Below are 19,684 nucleotides of genomic sequence, written 5' to 3'. Positions count from 1 at the left end.
TTTACAAACTTGTAAATCACTTGTTTGCGAGTATAATGCTCAGCAAGTCGGACGCGGGGTGGAGCAGCTTGGTAGCTCGTCGGGCTCATAACCCGAAGGTCGTCGGTTCAAATCCGGCCCCCGCAACCAATCTCTTTCTTTAAGAAGAAATCGTAGATTGGCAAGTTTGCGTAGTGCTAACCACACTACGAGTTAAGAGAAGCATTTGTTGGCTATTCTTAACGTATCAGGGTCCAGCAGCATAAAACCCCGACTATCGGGGTTTTTTGTTATCTGAGCTTTTTGAAATAGCTCAGAGACTGCTTGGTTTTTTGATTGGGCTCTGAGCCCTTTTTTTGTTTCTGGAGTGGTTAAATGACTGGTTTAGAAAGACAACTTACTGAAATGCTTGAAGCACCAGTAGAGGCATCAGGCTATGAGTTGGTTGGATTAGAATTCATTCGTGCAGGCGCGCACTCAACGTTACGCATCTACATTGACCATGAAAATGGTATTAACGTGGACGACTGTGCAGAAGTTAGCCACCAAGTTAGTGCAGTTTTAGACGTTGAAGATCCAATTTCTGTTGCTTACAGCCTAGAAGTGTCTTCTCCAGGTTTAGAAAGACCACTTTTTAAAGCAGCACATTACGAGCAATTTATTGGTCACGAGGTCAGCATCGTATTGAAAATGGCTGTAGCAAACCGTCGTAAGTGGAAAGGTATTATCCACGGCGTTGATGGCGAAACAGTGACAATTACTGTAGACGGTCAGCAAGAAGAGTTTGCTCTAAGTAACATTTCCAAAGCTAACCTGATCCCTAAATTTTAGTTCCCTAAAAAAGTTTAAGCTTAGAGGCTAAATACAATGAGTAAAGAAATTTTAGCGGTAGCAGAAGCGGTATCGAACGAAAAAGCGGTACCTCGTGAGCGTATCTTTGAGGCTCTTGAGATTGCTCTAGCAACTTCTACAAAGAAAAAATACGAAATCGAAATCGACGTACGTGTTGCCATTGACCGTAAAACTGGTGAGTTTGTGACTTACCGTCGTTGGTTAGTTGTTGATGATGTTGAGAACCCTACAAAAGAGATCTCACTAGAAGCAGCACAGTACGAAGATGACTCAATCGAGCTTGGCGACTACGTAGAAGACGAAATCGAATCAGTAACGTTTGACCGTATTACGACTCAAACGGCTAAGCAAGTTATCGTACAAAAAGTTCGTGAAGCTGAACGTGCACAAATCGTTGAGCAGTTCATCGACAATGAAGGTGATCTAATCACTGGCGTTGTGAAAAAAGTAAACCGCGACACAATCGTACTTGACCTTGGTAACAACGCTGAAGCGGTAATCCTACGTGATGACCAACTTCCTCGTGAAAACTTCCGTCCAGGCGACCGCGTTCGTGGTCTTCTTTACAAAGTCGCGCCAGAAGCACGTGGTTTCCAACTGTTCATCACTCGTTCTAAGCCTGAAATGCTGGCAGAACTATTCCGTGTTGAAGTGCCTGAAATCGCTGAAGATATTATCGAGTTGAAAGGCGCGGCACGTGATCCTGGTTCTCGCGCTAAGATCGCTGTCAAAACAAATGACAAACGTATCGACCCTGTAGGTGCGTGTGTTGGTATGCGTGGTGCACGTGTACAAGCTGTTTCTGGCGAACTTGGTGGTGAGCGTATCGATATTGTGCTTTGGGATGATAACCCAGCTCAATTCGTTATCAACGCAATGGCGCCAGCTGATGTTGCTTCTATCATCGTTGATGAGGATGCACACTCAATGGACATCGCAGTTGAAGCTGACAACCTAGCGCAAGCTATCGGTCGTAATGGTCAAAACGTGCGTCTAGCATCTCAACTAACAGGTTGGGAACTGAATGTTATGACAGTTGCTGATCTTCAGAAGAAACACGCTGAAGAATCACAAGCATCTATTGAAAACTTCATGAAGTACCTAGATATTGAAGAAGACTTCGCTCAACTTCTTGTTGAAGAGGGTTTCTCAACGCTAGAAGAAATCGCATACGTGCCAGTTAACGAGCTACTAGAAATCGACGGTTTGAATGAAGAACTTATCGAAGAGCTTCGTGGACGTGCAAAAGATGCACTAACGACGATCGCACTAGCACAAGAAGAGTCTTTTGAAGGTCTAGAACCAGCTGAAGATCTGCTTGCACTTGAAGGTCTTGAGCGTGAGATGGCATTTAAATTGGCAGCGAAAGGTGTAGCGACACTGGAAGATCTTGCTGACCAAGGTATTGACGATTTAGAAGGTATCGAAGGCCTGACCGAAGAACGTGCAGGTGAGCTAATTATGGCCGCACGTAACATCTGTTGGTTCGGCGAAGAAGCATAATTTTCGGCAAGGAGGAAGCGGCATGACACAATTAACAGTTAAAGCACTGAGTGATGAGATTGGTACGCCAGTCGACCGCTTGATTGAACAACTTGCTGACGCTGGCATTAAAAAGGCGAGCTCTGACAATGTTACTGATGAAGAGAAGCAGAAGCTTCTCTCTCATCTAAAGAAAGAACACGGTGATAAATCAGGTGATTCAGAGCCGACTCGCCTTACGCTTCAGCGTAAAACTCGTAGTACACTTAGTGTGAACGCGGGTGGTGGTAAGAGTAAGAATGTTCAGGTTGAGGTGCGCAAAAAACGTACATACGTGAAGCGCAGCACAATTGAAGATGAAGCGAAACGTGAAGCTGAAGAAGCAGCACAACGTGAAGCAGAAGAAGCAGCAAAACGTGCAGCAGAAGAAGCTGCAAAACGTGAAGCTGAAGAAGCTGCAAAACGAGAAGCTGAAGAAGCAGCAAAACGTGAAGCGGAAGAAAAAGCGAAACGTGAAGCTGAAGAAAAAGCGAAGCGAGACGTAGATACGAATGCACAACGCAATGCTGAAGAAAAAGCAAAGCGTGATGCTGAAGAGAAAATTAAGCAAGAAGCAGCGCGAAAAGAGGCCGACGAGCTTAAACGTCGTCAGGAAGAAGAAGCTAAGCGTAAGGCTGAAGAGGAAAGTCAGCGCAAGCTTGAAGAAGCTCGCGAATTGGCTGAAAAGAATAAAGAGCGTTGGTCTGCTGCAGAAGAGAAAAAGGGTGATATGGAAGATACAGATTACCATGTAACGACTTCACAATACGCACGTGAAGCCGAAGATGAAGCAGATCGCAAAGTAGAGAGCGGTCGTCGTAAGAAGAAAAAAGCTTCAGGTAAAGACGACCAAGCTCGCGGTGGCCGTAACAACCAACGTGGCGGTAGAGGTCGTAAAGGCAAACTTGCTAAACCGACTTCAATGCAGCATGGCTTTGATAAGTCAGCAACGGTAGCTAAGCAAGACGTTGTAATTGGCGAAACGATCGTTCTATCAGAACTTGCTAACAAGATGTCGGTTAAAGCGACAGAAGTTATCAAAGTAATGATGAAGATGGGCGCTATGGCGACTATCAACCAAGTGATCGACCAAGAAACAGCACAACTTGTTGCTGAAGAAATGGGCCATAAAGTAGTTCTTCGTAAAGAGAACGAACTGGAAGAAGCGGTACTATCTGACCGTGACACTAACGCGGAAGCAGTGCCACGTGCTCCAGTTGTTACTATCATGGGTCACGTTGACCACGGTAAAACGTCAACACTTGACTACATCCGTCGCACACACGTTGCTTCTGGCGAAGCGGGTGGTATTACTCAGCACATTGGTGCGTACCACGTTGAAACAGACAACGGCATGATCACGTTCCTTGATACTCCTGGACACGCAGCGTTTACTGCAATGCGTGCTCGTGGTGCTCAAGCGACAGATATCGTTGTTCTTGTTGTTGCAGCAGACGATGGCGTAATGCCACAAACAGTAGAAGCGATTCAGCACGCGAAAGCGGCAGGCGTTCCTCTAATTGTTGCTGTGAACAAGATCGATAAAGAAGGCGCGAACCCAGATAACGTTAAGAATGAGCTTGCTCAATACGATGTTATTCCTGAGGAGTGGGGCGGTGAGAACATCTTTGTTCACATCTCTGCGAAACAGGGTACAAACGTTGACGCTCTTCTAGAAGCAATCCTTCTTCAATCTGAAGTTCTAGAACTTACAGCAGTGAAAGAAGGCATGGCGTCTGGTGTTGTTGTTGAATCTCGTCTAGATAAAGGTCGTGGTCCAGTTGCAACAGTACTTGTTCAATCAGGTACGCTAAACAAGGGCGATATCGTTCTTTGTGGTCAAGAGTACGGCCGTGTTCGTGCAATGCGTGATGAGCTAGGTAAAGAAATTACTTCGGCTGGCCCATCTATCCCTGTAGAGATCCTAGGTCTTTCAGGTGTACCATCTTCAGGTGATGAAGCAACAGTAGTTCGTGACGAGCGTAAAGCGCGTGAAGTAGCTAACTACCGTGCTGGTAAGTTCCGTGAAGTGAAACTTGCTCGTCAGCAGAAATCTAAACTAGAGAACATGTTCTCTAACATGACTGCTGGTGAAGTTGCTGAACTTAACGTTGTACTTAAAGCAGACGTTCAAGGTTCTGTAGAAGCAATCGCAGACTCACTAGTTAAGCTATCTACTGACGAAGTTAAAGTGAACATCGTTGGTTCTGGTGTTGGTGGTATTACGGAAACTGACGTAGTACTAGCGGAAGCTTCAAACGCAATCATCCTTGGCTTTAACGTTCGTGCAGATGCTTCTGCTCGCCGTGCTGTTGAAGCCGCAGCTGTTGACTTACGTTACTACTCAATCATTTACCAATTGATTGACGAAGTTAAACAAGCAATGGGCGGTATGCTTGCTCCAGAATTCAAGCAAGAGATCATTGGTCTTGCTGAAGTTCGTGACGTGTTTAAGTCACCGAAACTGGGCGCTATCGCTGGTTGTATGGTTACAGAAGGTGTGATCAAGCGTAACAACCCAATCCGTGTACTACGTGATAACGTTGTTATTTACGAAGGTGAACTAGAGTCACTACGTCGTTTCAAAGATGACGTTCAAGAAGTTAAGAATGGCTACGAATGTGGTATCGGCGTTAAGAACTACAATGATGTTCGAGTTGGTGACCAAATCGAAGTCTTCGAAATCGTTGAAATTAAACGTACTCTAGACTAATTGACTAAAATTACTAATATTGTCTTTGAAAGATAAGTAGTAATTGGTTGTTGAATACACCATGGGGGGCTGGCTTTGACCAACCCCCCATTCTTTCTATATAAGAGTAAAGATATGTCAAAAGAATTTAGCCGCACGCAGCGCGTTGCACAGCAGCTGCAAAAAGAACTAGCGATGATCCTTCAACGTGAAGTTCGTGATTCTCGCCTTGGCATGGTGACGATCTCAGACGTAGAAGTCTCTCGTGACCTAGCTTACGCAAAAGTATTTGTGACCTTCCTATGTGTGGGCGAGCAAACACCAGAATCATGTCTAGCAGCGCTACGTGAGCACGAAGTGCACATTCGCATGATGTTAGGTAAGCGCATTCGCCTACGTCTAACGCCAGAAATCCGCTTCCATTATGACAATACGCTTGTTGAAGGTATGCGTATGTCTAACCTAGTGTCTGAAGTGGTAAGCTCAGACAAACAAAAGCAAAAAGATTCTGGTCGTGAGGACGAAGAATAATGGCTCGTCGTCGTAAAGGTCGTCCAATTAATGGCGTTATACTGTTGGACAAACCAACAGGCATCTCTTCCAATGATGCACTGCAAAAAGTAAAGCGAATCTACTTTGCTGAGAAAGCAGGCCACACTGGTGCCTTGGACCCATTAGCGACAGGCATGCTGCCAATTTGCTTGGGTGAAGCGACGAAGTTTTCTCAGTTTCTTCTAGATTCTGATAAACGCTACCGTGTGATCGCAAAGCTTGGTGAACGTACCAACACGTCTGACTCGGATGGTGAAGTCGTAGAGACACGTCCAATCGATGTTACGTTAGACAAGCTAGAAGCGTGCATTGAGAAGTTCCGTGGCGAATCTGAACAAGTACCTTCCATGTTTTCAGCGTTGAAATATCAAGGGAAACCCTTGTATGAATACGCTCGCAAAGGCATCGAAGTTCCGCGTGAATCTCGTAAGATCACGGTATACGAGATTGTTCTTCACCGTTTTGAAGGCGATGAAGTCGAGATGGAAGTGCACTGCTCAAAAGGCACATACATTCGTACCATCGTGGATGATCTAGGCGAAATGTTAGGTTGTGGTGCGCACGTAACTATGCTTCGACGCACTGGTGTTGCGAAATACCCTTACGAGAAGATGGTGACACTTGAGCAACTGAATGAGTTACTAGAGCAAGCACACCGTGAAGAACGCGCTCCTCGAGAACTACTGGACCCATTGCTGTTACCAATGGATACAGCGGTAGAAGACTTACCAGAAGTCAACTTAGTGCCTGAACTGGCGGATATGGTTCAGCATGGGCAACCTGTTCAAGTATTTGGTGCGCCTACCGAAGGCTCACTTCGCCTTACCATGGGTGAAGAGCGTTTGTTTATTGGCGTTGGCGAAATGAACGAAGATGGCAAAATCGCTCCTAAGCGATTGGTCGTGTTCCGAGATGACGTCGCATCCAAGTAAATGATTGAAAATACCGACCTGAGTGTCGGTATTTTTATATTGCACGAGATAGGAAATTTCCCTATAATCCGCGCTTCGCGTAGCGGCTGAATCAGAGATTGGCTGCTACAACTTTAAACCTACTCTTATTAGGAGAGAATTATGTCTCTGAATGCAGAAACTAAAGCAGCAATCGTTGCAGAATACGCACAAGGCGAAGGCGACACTGGTTCACCAGAAGTTCAAGTAGCTCTACTTACAGCTTCTATCAACCACCTACAAGGTCACTTCAAAGCGCACAAAGGCGATCACCACAGCCGTCGTGGTCTTCTACGCATGGTTTCTCGTCGTCGTAAGCTTCTAGATTACCTAAAAGGTAAAAACCTAGCTCGCTACCAAGACCTAATCAAACGTCTAGGCCTACGTCGCTAATCAGCGACTGCATAGCAGTTTGTCTAAAAAGGGGCTTTATGCCCCTTTTTTGTTGCCTAAATTTAGCCAAATTAGACTTATGCCGTTATAATACTGGCGGCTAAACCTCGTAAGAGGTTTTCTCAAAAGCTCATAGCATTACAGTCAACCACGTCGACCAAAAGGTCGCGACTATTCAAAAGGAATTTCCGAGTTTCTTTTTACTAGTCGCGATTCGTAATGTCTTGAGTGTCAATTAACACATCTAAGATTTCTTTAAGCACTAAAGGAAGATTAGAAACAAGGAATAACAATGTTCGAAAAACCAGTTGTTAAAACGTTCCAGTACGGTAACCACACAGTTACTTTAGAAACTGGCGTTATTGCACGTCAAGCTACAGCAGCAGTTATGGTCACAATGGATGATACGTCTGTATTCGTATCTGTTGTAGGTAAAAAAGAAGCCGTTGCAGGTCAAGACTTCTTCCCACTAACGGTTAACTACCAAGAGCGTACTTACGCTGCGGGCAAAATCCCAGGCGGTTTCTTCAAGCGTGAAGGTCGTCCTTCTGAAGGCGAAACGCTAACAGCTCGTCTAATCGACCGTCCAATCCGTCCGCTATTCCCAGACGCGTTTAAAAACGAAGTTCAGGTTATCGCGACAGTAATGTCTGTAAACCCAGATGTTCAGCCAGATATCGTTACAATGATCGGTACTTCTGCTGCTCTTGCTATCTCTGGCATTCCATTCAACGGCCCTATCGGTGCGGCGCGTGTTGGTCATATCGATGGTCAGCTTGTACTTAACCCTAGCCAAACCGAACTAGAAACTTCTAAGCTTGATCTTGTGGTTGCTGGTACAGAATCAGCCGTACTGATGGTTGAATCAGAAGCGGACAACCTAACTGAAGAAGAAATGCTAGCAGCGGTTGTTTACGGTCATGATCAACAACAAGTTGCTATCAAAGCTATCAACGAATTCAAAGCAGAAGTAGCAACTCCTGCTTGGGATTGGGTTGCTCCTGAAGAAAACACAGCACTTAAAGATAAGATTGCAGAGCTAGCAGAAACGAAGCTTGTTGAGGCTTACAAAATCACTGAGAAGATGGCTCGTTACGACCGTATCAATGAGATCGCTGCGGAAGTAAATGAAGTTCTTCTTGCTGAAGATCCTGAAGCGGATACAAAAGAAATTCACACTATCTTCCATGATCTAGAGAAAACAGTCGTACGTCGTAGCATCATCGCGGGTAACCCTCGTATTGATGGCCGTGAAAAAGACATGGTTCGTGCACTAGATGTACGCACTGGTGTTCTTCCTCGCACACACGGTAGCGCGCTATTCACTCGTGGTGAAACTCAGGCTATCGTGACGGCAACTCTAGGTACTCAGCGTGATGCTCAAATCATTGATGAGCTAACAGGCGAGCGTAAAGATCACTTCCTACTGCACTACAACTTCCCTCCATACTGTGTAGGTGAGACTGGTTTTGTAGGTTCTCCTAAGCGTCGTGAAATCGGTCACGGTAAACTGGCTAAACGCGGTATCGCAGCAGTAATGCCTTCTGTTGATGAATTCCCATACACAGTACGTGTTGTATCGGAAATCACTGAATCTAACGGTTCTTCTTCAATGGCTTCTGTATGTGGTACTTCTCTTGCTCTTATGGATGCAGGTGTGCCAATCAAGTCTTCTGTTGCGGGTATCGCAATGGGTCTTGTTAAAGAAGGCGACGACTTCGTTGTTCTTTCTGACATCCTTGGTGACGAAGACCACCTAGGTGACATGGACTTTAAAGTAGCGGGTACTAACACTGGTATCACTGCTCTTCAAATGGACATCAAGATCGAAGGCATCACTAAAGAGATCATGCAAATTGCGCTTAACCAAGCTCAAGGTGCACGTAAGCACATCCTATCTGTAATGGATGAAGCTATCTCTGGTGCTCGTGAAGACATCTCTGAATTTGCTCCTCGTATTCATACAATGAAGATCAGCGCAGAGAAGATCAAAGACGTTATCGGTAAAGGTGGTGCAGTTATCCGTGCTCTAACTGAAGAGACTGGTACAACTATCGAAATCGAAGACGACGGTACTATCAAGATTGCTGCAACTGAAGGCACTGCTGCGAAAGAAGCTATCCGCCGTATCGAAGAGATCACTGCTGAAGTTGAAGTTGGCCGTATCTACACGGGTAAAGTTGCACGTCTAGCTGACTTCGGTGCATTCGTAACGGTTCTTCCAGGCAAAGATGGTCTTGTACACATTTCTCAAATCGCAGAAAAACGTGTTGAGAAAGTGTCTGACTACCTAGCTGAAGGCCAAGAAGTTCAAGTTAAAGTTCTTGAAATCGACCGCCAAGGCCGTGTACGTCTAAGCATGAAAGAAGCGGTAGAAAAGCCAGCTGAAGAAGCTGCTGCTGAAGCACCAGCTGCGAAAGACGAGTAAGACAAAATGAGACTTTCAGCCTTTTATTAGATTAAGGGCCTGAAAGCATGTTATAAAAGGGGAGCATTTTCGCTCCCCTTTTTTTGGTTTATTTCGACGCATTAACCTCAAACGAGGTTATCGCCTATATTGCATTAAGAGAAATAAATTTTGAGCGGTCCAAACAGGAGTATCAATTAGTGAAATGGTTTCAAACCGCAAGTTTATGTGTTGCTATCGCGCTGACCGGTTGTGCAAATACTTCTCAGCAATCAGCACAAAAGTGGCTATATCCACCGATGGCGGTGCCACTTCAGCCTAGCGTTCAACAAGAAGTACAAATCGCGCGTTTATCGCAGTTGTTACAACGTCCTGATCTCAGTGATGAAGTACGCGCTAAAATGCATTATGAGCGCGGTAGCTACTACGATAGCGTTGGTTTGCGTGATCTTGCCCGTTTGGACTTTAACCAGTCTTTGCAGTTGAATCCTGCTCAACCGGATATCTTCAATCTTTTGGGGGTGTATTTCACCCAAGTGGGGGAGTTTGACGCGGCTTATGAAGCGTTTGACTCGACCATAGAGTTGGCTCCGGATAATACCTATGCTGAACGCAACCGTGCGATTGCACTGTATTATGGTGGCCGAATCGATCTCGCTTTAGAAGATATGACCAAGCACTATCAAGAAATGCCAACGGATCCTTTTCGTTCATTATGGCTGTACATCATCGAAGCTGAGCAAAATCCAGAGCAAGCAAAAGCCAATCTTCAACAGCGTTATTTACGAGATCGTAGTGAAGAGTGGGGATGGGTTCTTGTTGCCATCATGCTGCGAGACGTCTCGGACGAAGACGCTCTTAAAGCAATTATGGATGGAACGAGAGAGAACTATCGCCTAGCTGAACGATTGACGGAAACGTATTTCTACCTTGGAAAGCGTAATCAGCTTGAAGGTGACATCGCAAGTGCTATCTCACTTTATAAGCTCGCGATTTCGTTCAACGTTTATGATTATGTTGAGCATCGGTATTCCTTCTTGGAACTGGCACAAATCTACGATCAATTACAGCAAGATAGATTAGCCAAGCTAAAGGCCGCTAAGAAGCAGGGAATTGAATGATTTAGAGCCGCTCAATGAGAGCGGTTTTTTTTATGATTGAACTTGATTAGTGACTCATTTAAAATAGTTAGCCTTGCTAACTAAGTGGTGGTGGCTTTTATGGCACTAGAAGAAAGCTTGATTGATTTAGAGCGTTTTTGCGCCAAAGCTTGGCGTGTTTATGCCAAAGAAGATCCGTTATCACATCTAAGCTTTAATGAGTTCGATTATTTACGTGTGATTCAGGTTTACCCTGAGGGTGTACGAATAACCGATCTTGCAGAAGAGTTGCAAGTGACAAAGCCTTCCGCATCGACAATGGTTGTTCGTTTGGAAAAAAAGGGTTTGGTGAAACGCATCGCATGTAATGAGGATGCCCGTGCTAAGCGTGTATTGCTGACAGAAGAAGTCGCAGAAAAAATGTCTTTGGAGCAGGTGGTTTACAAAGATATCTCTGAACAAATGATGCAACAATTAAATCAGCAAGAAGCTGAGCAGTTACAAGCTTTACTGAATAAAGCATTGAGCAATAAGTCATTTTAAATTAAACCAAAGGCCTCCGCTGTACGCATTAGCCTTTGGTGTTTCATTTTTCTTTTATTTAATTTAACCATTTAGTTAGCCTTGCTAATTAAATGGTTAGCTTTGCTAACTACTGGTGGCAGTCATGCAAAACTCAATTTATAGACAGTTTTGGAAATATACGATTCCAACCGTCGCAGCAATGCTCGTGAACGGTTTATATCAAATAGTTGATGGCATTTTTATTGGCCGTTATGTTGGTGCTGACGGATTAGCAGGGATCAATGTTGCGTGGCCGATCATCGGTTCTATCCTCGGTATAGGGATGATGATTGGGGTGGGGACTGGTGCGCTAACGTCGATTAAGCAAGGAGAAAACGATCATGAGGGCGCGAAGCGTATTTTAACAACCGGATTGGGGTTGTTAGCGATATTGATGCCGGTCGTTGCTAGCATATTGTTCTATTTTGCTGATGAATTTATTCGCTGGCAGGGGGCGGAAGGGCGAGTGTTTGAACTCGCGCTGCAATATCTGCATATTCTGATTGTCGCGTGCGTATTTACGCTAGGCTCTATCGCGGTTCCATTTCTTTTACGCAATGACGACAGCCCGAACTTAGCAACGATGCTGATGGTCATCGGTGCTGTCATTAATATTGTATTAGACTACTTATTTATTGCTTGGTTGGGGTGGGAGTTAAGCGGAGCGGCCATTGCTACAGCGCTGGCACAATTGGTGGTAACCGTGCTTGGTATTGGTTACTTCTTTACTTCAAAAGCGACCTTACGCCTTCGAATCAGTGACTTTAAGTTTCAAGTTGATGTTGCACCAAAGATTATAATGATCGGTACATCTAGCTTCTTTATGTACGCGTACGGTTCTGTGATGGTGGCAATGCACAACGCATTATTTGCTCAGTACGGAAGTGCAATGTTGATAGGGGCGTATGCTATTTTGGGATATATCGTGACGGTTTACTATCTAATTGCAGAGGGAATCGCGAACGGTATGCAACCTCTAGTGAGTTTCAATCACGGGGCGCGCAACCAGGCGAACGTCAGGAAATTACTGCAAGTCGCAATGGGGACATCTGTGCTTGGTGGTGTAGCGTTTGTGGGTTTGATGAACCTTTTCCCGTACGAGTTGGTCTCGGTGTTTAACAATGCTGATCAACAGTTGATTGATAGCACGGTGATCGGGATTCGTTTACACATGTTTGCGTTGTTCCTAGATGGCTTTTTAGTCGTGGCGGCTGCGTACTACCAATCGGTAAACAAAGGCAGCAAAGCCATGTTTGTGACACTAGGCAACATGTTGGTTCAACTGCCGTTTTTGTTCGTTATGCCGAAACTGTTTGGCGTGACAGGCATTTGGCTGGCTTTCCCATTGTCCAATATTGCGCTGAGTTTAGTCGTGGTCAGTATGTTGTGGCGGGACGTGAAAAAGCTGCTAAACGAAACTTCGGCTGAGCCAACAGTGCAAGCCTGTTAACAATGGCTGATAGAGAAAAGCGAGGTTGGGCCTCGCTTTTCTTTTTTGGGGAGCTAAATGTTTTTTACTTCTAAGCCAGCTAGATGATGCCAATAGCCATTGCATTGGCGGCTTTCGAGTTTTTCAGGGTTGTCGCCGTGCTCGTTTGAGCGAAAATGCTCTAACTCAGAAAGTGTACTCACACCGAGAGGGCTTAATCGGACCACATCAACCAGCCCTTGCATACTTGGTAAATCATTGATCAGGTTATAACAATACCCTGACTGTGTCTGAATGCCGTTAAGGTTAAAGACTTCTTGCCCTTCTTGGCTGCTGACCTGGATACCCGTAGGGTATTTGATACAGCAGGTTTCGCAATCGTCTTTCGCTCGGTTTTCAGCTCGGGCTGTGAAACAGCGAGCGGAATACGCTAAAGGTAAATAACCGTGGCTAAATACCTCAACTTCAAACTTGTTACGAATACCCAGCTCGTCACACTGAACTAAAGTATCGTTTAACCATTCGCGAGAGAGCTCGACAGGCATGCACCAACGCATCATACCTTGCTTCAAAAATAAGTTGAGCGTGTGTGCGTTATAAGTATTGATTGCAGGACCAACGACGAAAGGCACTTTATGCTCTGATGCTAATTGAACCGCCGATACGTCATTAGCCTCAATGGCGAAGTCACCGTTATTGATGTACTTCTTCATGATGTTTACTTCACTCGGTGCTTCCAGTAGCGCCATCGTAGAGATAACGACTTGCTTGCCAGAGGCAGATAAGTCTTTAGCGATTTCCAACCAGTGGGCTGATTTCATTTCTCTGCGTTTAGAGCAAACCGATTCACCCAGGTAAATAATGTCTGCAGAGCTTTGTTTTGCTTGTTGGTAGAAGGCTTCTACATCTTGTTTTGGCCAAAAATAGAGTAGTGGGCCAAGTGCGTATTTCATTGAGTTATCCATCTTAACCTCTACTGCCATTTTCGGTGGTAAGCACCTAGGGTGGTTTGCGTTCCTTCCGACACATTTGCGAGCGTCGCATCCCATGCGGCTTCAACTTGGTAAGCTTCTGGGTTGGCTTGGTAGCGATCAATCGCGGCTCGCCATGTTCGAGTGACTTGCTCTACGTAAGCTGGGCTGCGTTGGCGCCCTTCAATTTTTACAGACGCGACATTAGCGGCAAATAGTTCTGGCAGCATCGAAAGGGTGTTCAAACTGGTTGGCTCTTCCAGAGCATGATAGCGTTTTTTCTCACCATCAATTTCTGTTTCAAAACGACCTTTACAGAGCGTAGGGTAGCCTGCGTTTTCTCCTGCGCAGTAGCGGTCAATTAGGATATTATTTAGACGAGACTCAAGGCCTTGATCAGTTTCTTGCCAACGAACGTATTTGGCAGGAGAACAGGCACCCACAGTGTTTGGGGACTCACCCGTCATGTATGATGACAAATAACAACGGCCTTCGGACATAATACAAAGGCTACCAAAAGCAAAGACTTCTAGCTCGACATCGCTAGTGATGTTGCGCGAAAGCTGCTTCACCTGATGAATCGATAAGACGCGAGGCAGCACCACACGTTTTACGTTGAAGTTCTGTTTATAAAAATCAATGGCTGCGATGTTGGTCGCTGATGCTTGCACTGAAAGATGTAGTTCCAGATCGGGATATTTGCGAGCTGCATACTCCAGAACTGCAATGTCTGCAACAATCAGCGCGTCCACACCCAATGCCGCTGCATTGTCTACCGCGTTCGTCCAGCGCTCAAAGCCATTGGGATGAGCGAAGGTATTCAACGCGACATGAATTTTTTTGTCGCGGTCGTGAACGTATTGCACCGCTTTTTCTAACTTTTTGCCGTTAAAGTTGAGGCCAGCAAAGTGACGGGCGTTGGTATCATCTTTGAAGCCAATGTAGACGGCATCGGCACCGCAATCAATCGCAGTTTTTAACGCAGGCAGGTTACCCGCGGGACACAAGAGTTCCATATGCTCACAATCATTGAGAATAAAAAGGTGTCCGCATTTTATGAAGAATTATGAATAGCGAAATTGACCTAAGTTAGGTTTAGCTCAATAAAGTCGATATTTACCCCTTGAGAGTAAGGGTATCGAGTCGGGGTTAGTTCTTGTGACGACGATTCTGTACAAACAGCTCTTCAATTTCATGTTTTGGCTGTGGGCGATAAAAATGGAATCCTTGAATCGCATTACATTGAAGGTTAGAGAGCAAAGTAGCTTGCTGGTGGGTTTCCACCCCCTCGGCAACGACCGTCAAGTCGAGTGACTTACCCAGATTAATGATGTTTTCAATCACAGTGACCTGTTTGGGTAGCGTGTCGATATCGTTAATAAACGCGCGGTCGATTTTCAGCTCGTCGATAGGGAAGCGCGCTAAGTAGGAAAGGGAAGAGTAACCAGTACCAAAGTCATCGATAGAGAGGGCGAAGCCCAGTTTCTTAATCGCATTCAGCATTTGCAGTGTATGTTCGCTATCACTCATCACGGCACTTTCGGTTAGCTCGAAGGTAATGCAGCTTGGATCAAGCTCGGTAGTGCGAAGTAACTTTTCCATAAAATCGATCAGCTGTGGGTTACCAAATTGCTCGGGAGAGAGGTTGATAGCGACACGACCTGGCAGTATGCCTTGTTGTTTCCAACGTTTTACCGTATTGAAAACATCACGCATCACGACGCGTCCAAGGTGTTCGATTAACCCTGCACGCTCGGCGACAGGAATGAATGAACCTGGGCTAATGTAACCTTCGACAGGGTGTTTCCAACGAACGAGCGCTTCGGCACCGTTAATGCTGAAGTCACGCGCGTTAACCTTTGGTTGATACCACACCTCCAAACCGTTCTGCTGCAATGCTTTTTGCAGTTCGATTTCAAGCCACAAACGCATGCGCGCTTCTTTGTTCATCTGGTCGTTAAATTTGATCAGGCGATTTCGGCCACGATCTTTGGCTTCATACATCGCTGTATCGGCATTTTGTAGCAGGATTCGCGCATCTTGCCCGTCTTCAGGGTAACGAACGCTACCAATTGAGCACGCAAGGCGTTTACTGAAGTGGTGCAAGTCGAAAGGCTGGTTGATCAACGAGATAATGCGATCTGACAAAATTTCAGCCATGCGGGTATTTTCTGGTTCTGGCAGAATGACGCCAAACTCATCGCCACCCAAATGACCAATAATCGCTTGATTTGGCAGTAATCGTTTAAGACGGGCCGATACCTCTTGAATCACTTTATCGCCAATGTGGTGACCAAGTGAATCATTAATGTTTTTGAAGTTATCGATATCCAAATAGAACACCAGAAGCGGCGTTTGCTTTTTGATCAGCTGTTCCAAACGTTTGGTAAAACCAAAGCGGTTGTACAGTTTGGTGAGCGAATCAATATGTATGTCTTCATTCGATGCAGAAGACAAATTCTTAGGTGTATCGTCAGCGTCTTGGATCAAGATGATTTGAGACTCGCTGCCTAATATCGCCGTGGAATCAGCGTGTAACTGAACTTTTCGTTCAAAGCCACATCTCGCGCTGGTTAAGCAAACAAAAGGCTTGTCAGAAATTAATGTACTCAAACGATGACTAAACACTTTCTTGCTGTTTTCATCGATGAATAAACGGCTGAGCTCTTCGCCTAGCAACTCATGGGGAGAGTTCAGTCCCAGAAGGCGTGCTGATGCAGGGTTGGCAGAGATGATAATGTCATCTTCGATAAGCAGCAGGCCGTCAGGCAGAAGTTGTGTTAATTTCGCAAACTTACTTTCAGACTCCTCTAAGGAGCGTACGAGGATCTGCTTTTCTGAAGTATCCACGGCGTGAAAAACGACAAAGCGAATTTCGTTACCTTCAAAAACCGGTGACAGACTAAAGTGCAGGCTGGTTTCAAGGTCGGTTTCATCGAGGGTGATTTCGGCTTCGACATGCGTTCCTTTGAATGCACGCTGATAGTAAGGGGCCAGCTTTTTATAAAACTGCTCACCCAGTACCTGGCAATCGTTTAAGCCGATGATTTCCTCATGACTTAAACCTGCGATATCGCAGTAACGGTCACTTACCATTCGATAATTGTGTTTTTTATCAAGAATGGCAAAGAAGAAAGGGCTATTTGAGGTTAGCGTGGCAAACCAATGTTTTAATTGCTGGGAAGGCATTAGGGTATTACCGATCTCCAATGAGCCAGATTATTCGTCCGTGTATAAAAAGCGACACCCTGATAAGCCTGCGGCGGTCTACTATCAAGTCACAGTATCGCTTGCCATTAAAGGGCTCGCGGTTTTAACTTTACAGTCGACAATCACATGGATACGCTGAGATAACTATAACTTTGAAAATACGGTTGTAAAAGTGTTTATCCACCTGTTCGCATCAATAATACACGTAACTTCAAAAAAAGAAGCGTTAGTGAACAATAATTCACCAATCTAAAATAAGCACTTTATTGATACATAACAGTAATCTCATTGCCACGATTGCTTAATATAGGCAACCTAATGACAAAGTAACGGATAATGAACGTGTTAAACAAGATTCGCAGTCAACTAGTAAAGAACGCAGCTAACATTTTGCGTTCTCCAGTCCAGTTATTACCACTGCCAATTCAGCAAAAAGCATTGCTGGAAGGGTTAAAAATGGTGTTTAAAGAAGCCTTGGAAGATGGTGACTTTGAGTTCCTTGAAGACAAGTGGTTAAAAGTTGCGATTAAAGACTTGAACTTAGCATGGTACATCAGCTATCAAGACGAAAAATTAGTGGTAGCTGAAAAACCAGTTCAGGAAGATGTGAGTTTTAGTGGTAATCTAAACGACCTAGTACTGATTGCTGGTCGTAAAGAAGACCCTGACACACTGTTCTTCCAACGTCGCCTTTCAATTGAAGGTGATACTGAGCTTGGCTTAGAAGTGAAAAACTTAATGGACAGTGTCGACTTAGAGCAGTTACCGAAAGCAATGCAAGTCGCTTTGAATCAATTGGCTGATTTTGTTCAGAAAGGAGTTCAGGCGCCTGCACAACCAACCGGAGTAGCGAATGCTTATTCGAACTGAAGCCCCTGCGGACATTCTTACCATTGACCGCTTATTGAAACACGCCTTCCCGACGGAAGCTGAAGCTGAGCTTGTGATGCGTTTGCGCGAAAACAGCAAATTCACACTTTCCTTAGTCGCGTGTACAGATGAGGGAGAGGTGATAGGCCATGCTTTATTTAGCCCAGTGACCTTAAATGGTGAAGATTTGTCGTGGCAAGGGCTGGCGCCATTGGCTGTTCATGAAGATTACCGTCGCCAAGGCATCGCTGCAGAGTTGATCAAAGAAGGTTTTGATTCACTTCGTGATTTTGGCTATCCAGTGTGTGTGGTGTTGGGCGATCCTGATTATTACGCGCGCCAGGGCTTTCAATCATGCGACGAGATGGGATTCGAATGCGCTTGGGATGTTCCTAAAGGTGCATTTCGTATCGCAGAGTTGGTCGAAGGTCAATGTGCCGGACACTCCGGACGCATAGATTACGCGCCAGAGTTCTCTGAACTGTAAATGAAAGAAGCCCACTAACTCAGTGGGCTTCTTTCTTAGTTCATTGAAAACTGAGATAGGGAGGTTAAGACGACTGGTCACTTTTCTTCTTACCCCAAACCTCTATTTTTGCTTTCTTACTTAGCCCTAAAACATTGAGTTTTCTGCTGCCCCAACTACTGTAAGTCATTTCAATCTGTTTTAGCTTCGCTTCTTTTGAGCCAGGAAGGCTCCATGCACGAGTCGATAATCCACTTGTTAGCACACCCATAGAGGTTAGCTTTTTCTCACTACCGTCCGTCATCACGACTTTTAAGTCGTTAATGTCTACCGTGCCCTGCACACATTTCAGTTTAATTTTACTGAAGCTGCGATTTCGGAATAGGCTATTTGGTGTCACGGTATCCGTTTCTGTTTGGAATTTGACGGTTTTCGTTGCAATCAGCTCCCACTCATCGCTGCTATTAGCAAAAACACTTATGCTGGTGGTGGCTACTAGTGCGCAAAGCAGCAGTGTAGGTAAGAATTTCATAATGTACCTCATATGTTATACCTACGGTGTGGCCATTGTCATAGGCAGAACAGTTCAATCATTCCAATGTATTGAGGTGTTCCTTGAAGTCCTTTAGGTATAATCACGATTATTTGTTAGGATTGCCCTCGTTCAAATAGGTGACGGAAAATGTCAATTAACGAGAAACAGTATTTACACGAAATGGGCATCAGCACATGGGAGCTGGTACACCCAGATAGATTGGCAGGTTACCAATCGCCAAAAATCGATTTGCAAAGTTCTTGCAAACTCCTGTTGATCTCTCCGGTATGTCCAGAGAATGAGACGGCGGTTTTGTTTGAAAACATCCTAAAGAGTATGAAGTTAACGCCTGACCAAGCGTTACATATTGAGCCAGAGCGATTTCCATTACTTGGCCAGCACGAGCTTGAGTGGGTTTGGTTTGCAGGGTGTGAAGCCGAAGTATTGCCTGACACTAAACAACTGGCATCGCCATTGTTGCAAGGTGTGGATGGGAATACCCAACAAAAACGTGCACTTTGGCAACAGATTTGTTCTTACAACAATTCGAGCAAATAAGCATTAATCCCCGTTTTACTGCAATTGGTATTGCACATTAACCCCTAGGTAAATAATGACAACTAAAATCTTACCAATGTGCGCTGAGCACTTAGATCAAGTTTGGCAAATTGAGCAGCAAGCACACTCGCATCCGTGGGCAGAGTCTTTGGTACGTGATTTATCCAGCCGTGGAGCATGTCATCATGTGATGCTCGATGGCGAGATGGTGATTGGCTACTTCTATGCGCAGAATATTGTCGGTGAAGTTACGTTGCTGAATATTGCTATCGCGCCGCATCTTCAGGGTAAAGGCTATGGTCAAAAACTGTTGGATGCGTTCTTAGAACATTGTGAGCAATCAAAAGCGGAGAGTGCTTGGCTTGAGGTGCGAGAGAGTAATAAGCCTGCTATTTATATTTATGAACAAGCTGGATTCAATGAAGTTGATCGACGTCATAACTATTACCCTGCGAAAACTGGCACGGGAAAAGAAGATGCGATAATCATGAGTTATCTCTTCTTTCACTAACGTTAACGCATCCCATAAGGGAAGTCGCCCCTAAAGCGATCAGTTGCCCCTGAGGCAATAATAAGCGAGAATACCGCGCAATATTGAATCTAAAAAGCGTGTTTGCTTTTCGAGCAAGCATTCA

At 45.0% G+C, this 19,684-nt stretch carries 18 protein-coding genes and 1 tRNA gene; 15 read left to right on the top strand and 4 right to left on the bottom strand.

Annotated elements, in window-relative coordinates:
- The first annotated feature begins 52 nt into the window (after window positions 1-52).
- The 11 genes from NB463_RS12130 (at window position 53) to NB463_RS12080 (ending at window position 12,460) form a co-directional block, all read left to right on the top strand.
- Window positions 53-129 (top strand) — tRNA-Met (locus tag NB463_RS12130).
- A gap of 225 nt (window positions 130-354) precedes the next feature.
- Complete coding sequence (gene rimP / locus NB463_RS12125) at window positions 355-810, top strand: ribosome maturation factor RimP (protein WP_005394659.1); 456 nt, start codon at window positions 355-357, stop codon at window positions 808-810.
- A gap of 36 nt (window positions 811-846) precedes the next feature.
- A complete protein-coding gene (gene nusA, locus NB463_RS12120) occupies window positions 847-2,334 on the top strand; it encodes a transcription termination factor NusA (protein WP_005380084.1) in 1,488 nt (495 codons plus the stop codon).
- A 22-nt stretch (window positions 2,335-2,356) separates the two neighbouring features.
- Window positions 2,357-5,065, top strand: a complete 2,709-nt coding sequence (infB, locus tag NB463_RS12115) for a translation initiation factor IF-2 (RefSeq protein ID WP_046875050.1) — start codon at window positions 2,357-2,359, stop codon at window positions 5,063-5,065.
- Between the two features lie 114 nt (window positions 5,066-5,179).
- Window positions 5,180-5,575, top strand: a complete 396-nt coding sequence (gene rbfA / locus NB463_RS12110) for a 30S ribosome-binding factor RbfA (protein WP_005380087.1) — start codon at window positions 5,180-5,182, stop codon at window positions 5,573-5,575.
- Entirely contained in the window at window positions 5,575-6,528 is a 954-nt protein-coding gene (gene truB, locus NB463_RS12105) for a tRNA pseudouridine(55) synthase TruB (protein ID WP_053809233.1), read from the top strand. The genes rbfA and truB overlap by 1 nt, the downstream gene beginning before the upstream one ends.
- A gap of 141 nt (window positions 6,529-6,669) precedes the next feature.
- The gene (gene rpsO, locus NB463_RS12100) at window positions 6,670-6,939 is read left to right on the top strand and encodes a 30S ribosomal protein S15 (protein WP_005380094.1); all 270 of its coding nucleotides are present in this window, start codon (window positions 6,670-6,672) and stop codon (window positions 6,937-6,939) included.
- A gap of 292 nt (window positions 6,940-7,231) precedes the next feature.
- On the top strand, window positions 7,232-9,367 hold the full coding sequence (gene pnp, locus NB463_RS12095) for a polyribonucleotide nucleotidyltransferase (RefSeq protein WP_145532586.1): 2,136 nt from the start codon (window positions 7,232-7,234) through the stop codon (window positions 9,365-9,367).
- A gap of 179 nt (window positions 9,368-9,546) precedes the next feature.
- A complete protein-coding gene (gene nlpI, locus NB463_RS12090) occupies window positions 9,547-10,467 on the top strand; it encodes a lipoprotein NlpI (RefSeq protein WP_257082711.1) in 921 nt (306 codons plus the stop codon).
- Window positions 10,468-10,566: 99 nt separating this feature from the next.
- Complete coding sequence (locus tag NB463_RS12085; protein ID WP_005394653.1) at window positions 10,567-10,989, top strand: MarR family winged helix-turn-helix transcriptional regulator; 423 nt, start codon at window positions 10,567-10,569, stop codon at window positions 10,987-10,989.
- A 124-nt stretch (window positions 10,990-11,113) separates the two neighbouring features.
- Window positions 11,114-12,460 (top strand): MATE family efflux transporter, encoded by a 1,347-nt coding sequence (locus NB463_RS12080; protein ID WP_257082712.1) that lies wholly within the window; start codon window positions 11,114-11,116, stop codon window positions 12,458-12,460.
- A gap of 53 nt (window positions 12,461-12,513) precedes the next feature.
- On the opposite strand, the gene NB463_RS12075 is transcribed toward NB463_RS12080, so the two are convergent.
- The 3 genes from NB463_RS12075 to NB463_RS12065 form a co-directional block, all read right to left on the bottom strand.
- Window positions 12,514-13,392: a U32 family peptidase gene (locus tag NB463_RS12075; protein WP_257082753.1), complete on the bottom strand. Its 879-nt coding sequence runs from the start codon at window positions 13,390-13,392 to the stop codon at window positions 12,514-12,516.
- 20 nt (window positions 13,393-13,412) lie between these two features.
- Window positions 13,413-14,426, bottom strand: coding sequence for a ubiquinone anaerobic biosynthesis protein UbiU (gene ubiU / locus NB463_RS12070; RefSeq protein WP_005394650.1), 1,014 nt, complete (start codon window positions 14,424-14,426; stop codon window positions 13,413-13,415).
- A 133-nt stretch (window positions 14,427-14,559) separates the two neighbouring features.
- Window positions 14,560-16,599 (bottom strand): sensor domain-containing protein, encoded by a 2,040-nt coding sequence (locus tag NB463_RS12065; RefSeq protein ID WP_047008947.1) that lies wholly within the window; start codon window positions 16,597-16,599, stop codon window positions 14,560-14,562.
- 363 nt (window positions 16,600-16,962) lie between these two features.
- Between NB463_RS12065 and ubiT the strand changes: the two genes are divergently transcribed.
- Window positions 16,963-17,490 carry a ubiquinone anaerobic biosynthesis accessory factor UbiT gene (ubiT, locus tag NB463_RS12060; RefSeq protein WP_258432201.1) on the top strand — a complete coding sequence of 176 codons (528 nt, stop codon included), beginning with the start codon at window positions 16,963-16,965 and terminating at the stop codon, window positions 17,488-17,490.
- Window positions 17,474-17,977: a GNAT family N-acetyltransferase gene (locus NB463_RS12055; protein WP_258432200.1), complete on the top strand. Its 504-nt coding sequence runs from the start codon at window positions 17,474-17,476 to the stop codon at window positions 17,975-17,977. Before ubiT ends, NB463_RS12055 begins: the two co-directional genes overlap by 17 nt.
- Window positions 17,978-18,041: 64 nt before the next feature.
- Here NB463_RS12055 and NB463_RS12050 read toward each other — a convergent pair whose 3' ends face one another.
- The gene (locus tag NB463_RS12050; RefSeq protein ID WP_139060315.1) at window positions 18,042-18,488 is read right to left on the bottom strand and encodes a hypothetical protein; all 447 of its coding nucleotides are present in this window, start codon (window positions 18,486-18,488) and stop codon (window positions 18,042-18,044) included.
- Between the two features lie 150 nt (window positions 18,489-18,638).
- Here NB463_RS12050 and NB463_RS12045 point away from each other — a divergent pair, with 150 nt between their 5' ends.
- Together NB463_RS12045 and rimI are read left to right on the top strand one after the other, a co-directional pair.
- Window positions 18,639-19,049, top strand: a complete 411-nt coding sequence (locus NB463_RS12045; RefSeq protein ID WP_258432198.1) for a DNA polymerase III subunit psi — start codon at window positions 18,639-18,641, stop codon at window positions 19,047-19,049.
- A gap of 55 nt (window positions 19,050-19,104) precedes the next feature.
- Window positions 19,105-19,560, top strand: coding sequence for a ribosomal protein S18-alanine N-acetyltransferase (gene rimI / locus NB463_RS12040; protein ID WP_005394641.1), 456 nt, complete (start codon window positions 19,105-19,107; stop codon window positions 19,558-19,560).
- The last annotated feature ends 124 nt before the right edge of the window (window positions 19,561-19,684 follow it).

It is taken from the genome of Vibrio sp. RM-41-2B (assembly GCF_024744415.1).
Classification (GTDB): domain Bacteria; phylum Pseudomonadota; class Gammaproteobacteria; order Enterobacterales; family Vibrionaceae; genus Vibrio; species Vibrio diabolicus.
Note: the sequence above shows the minus strand (reverse complement) of the source record. Positions and strands in the feature narration are given on the sequence as shown.

Bases quoted from the DNA above. Each gene is read 5' to 3' on its own strand.
- rbfA (WP_005380087.1), top strand. From the start codon at position 5,180: ATGTCAAAAGAATTTAGCCGCACGCAGCGCGTTGCACAGCAGCTGCAA.
- rpsO (WP_005380094.1), top strand. From the start codon at position 6,670: ATGTCTCTGAATGCAGAAACTAAAGCAGCAATCGTTGCAGAATACGCA.
- nusA (WP_005380084.1), top strand. From the start codon at position 847: ATGAGTAAAGAAATTTTAGCGGTAGCAGAAGCGGTATCGAACGAAAAA.
- NB463_RS12075 (WP_257082753.1), bottom strand. From the start codon at position 13,392: ATGAAATACGCACTTGGCCCACTACTCTATTTTTGGCCAAAACAAGAT.
- ubiU (WP_005394650.1), bottom strand. From the start codon at position 14,426: ATGGAACTCTTGTGTCCCGCGGGTAACCTGCCTGCGTTAAAAACTGCG.
- pnp (WP_145532586.1), top strand. From the start codon at position 7,232: ATGTTCGAAAAACCAGTTGTTAAAACGTTCCAGTACGGTAACCACACA.
- NB463_RS12050 (WP_139060315.1), bottom strand. From the start codon at position 18,488: ATGAAATTCTTACCTACACTGCTGCTTTGCGCACTAGTAGCCACCACC.
- rimP (WP_005394659.1), top strand. From the start codon at position 355: ATGACTGGTTTAGAAAGACAACTTACTGAAATGCTTGAAGCACCAGTA.
- NB463_RS12080 (WP_257082712.1), top strand. From the start codon at position 11,114: ATGCAAAACTCAATTTATAGACAGTTTTGGAAATATACGATTCCAACC.
- infB (WP_046875050.1), top strand. From the start codon at position 2,357: ATGACACAATTAACAGTTAAAGCACTGAGTGATGAGATTGGTACGCCA.
- NB463_RS12085 (WP_005394653.1), top strand. From the start codon at position 10,567: ATGGCACTAGAAGAAAGCTTGATTGATTTAGAGCGTTTTTGCGCCAAA.
- NB463_RS12055 (WP_258432200.1), top strand. From the start codon at position 17,474: ATGCTTATTCGAACTGAAGCCCCTGCGGACATTCTTACCATTGACCGC.
- NB463_RS12045 (WP_258432198.1), top strand. From the start codon at position 18,639: ATGTCAATTAACGAGAAACAGTATTTACACGAAATGGGCATCAGCACA.
- NB463_RS12065 (WP_047008947.1), bottom strand. From the start codon at position 16,599: ATGCCTTCCCAGCAATTAAAACATTGGTTTGCCACGCTAACCTCAAAT.
- rimI (WP_005394641.1), top strand. From the start codon at position 19,105: ATGACAACTAAAATCTTACCAATGTGCGCTGAGCACTTAGATCAAGTT.
- truB (WP_053809233.1), top strand. From the start codon at position 5,575: ATGGCTCGTCGTCGTAAAGGTCGTCCAATTAATGGCGTTATACTGTTG.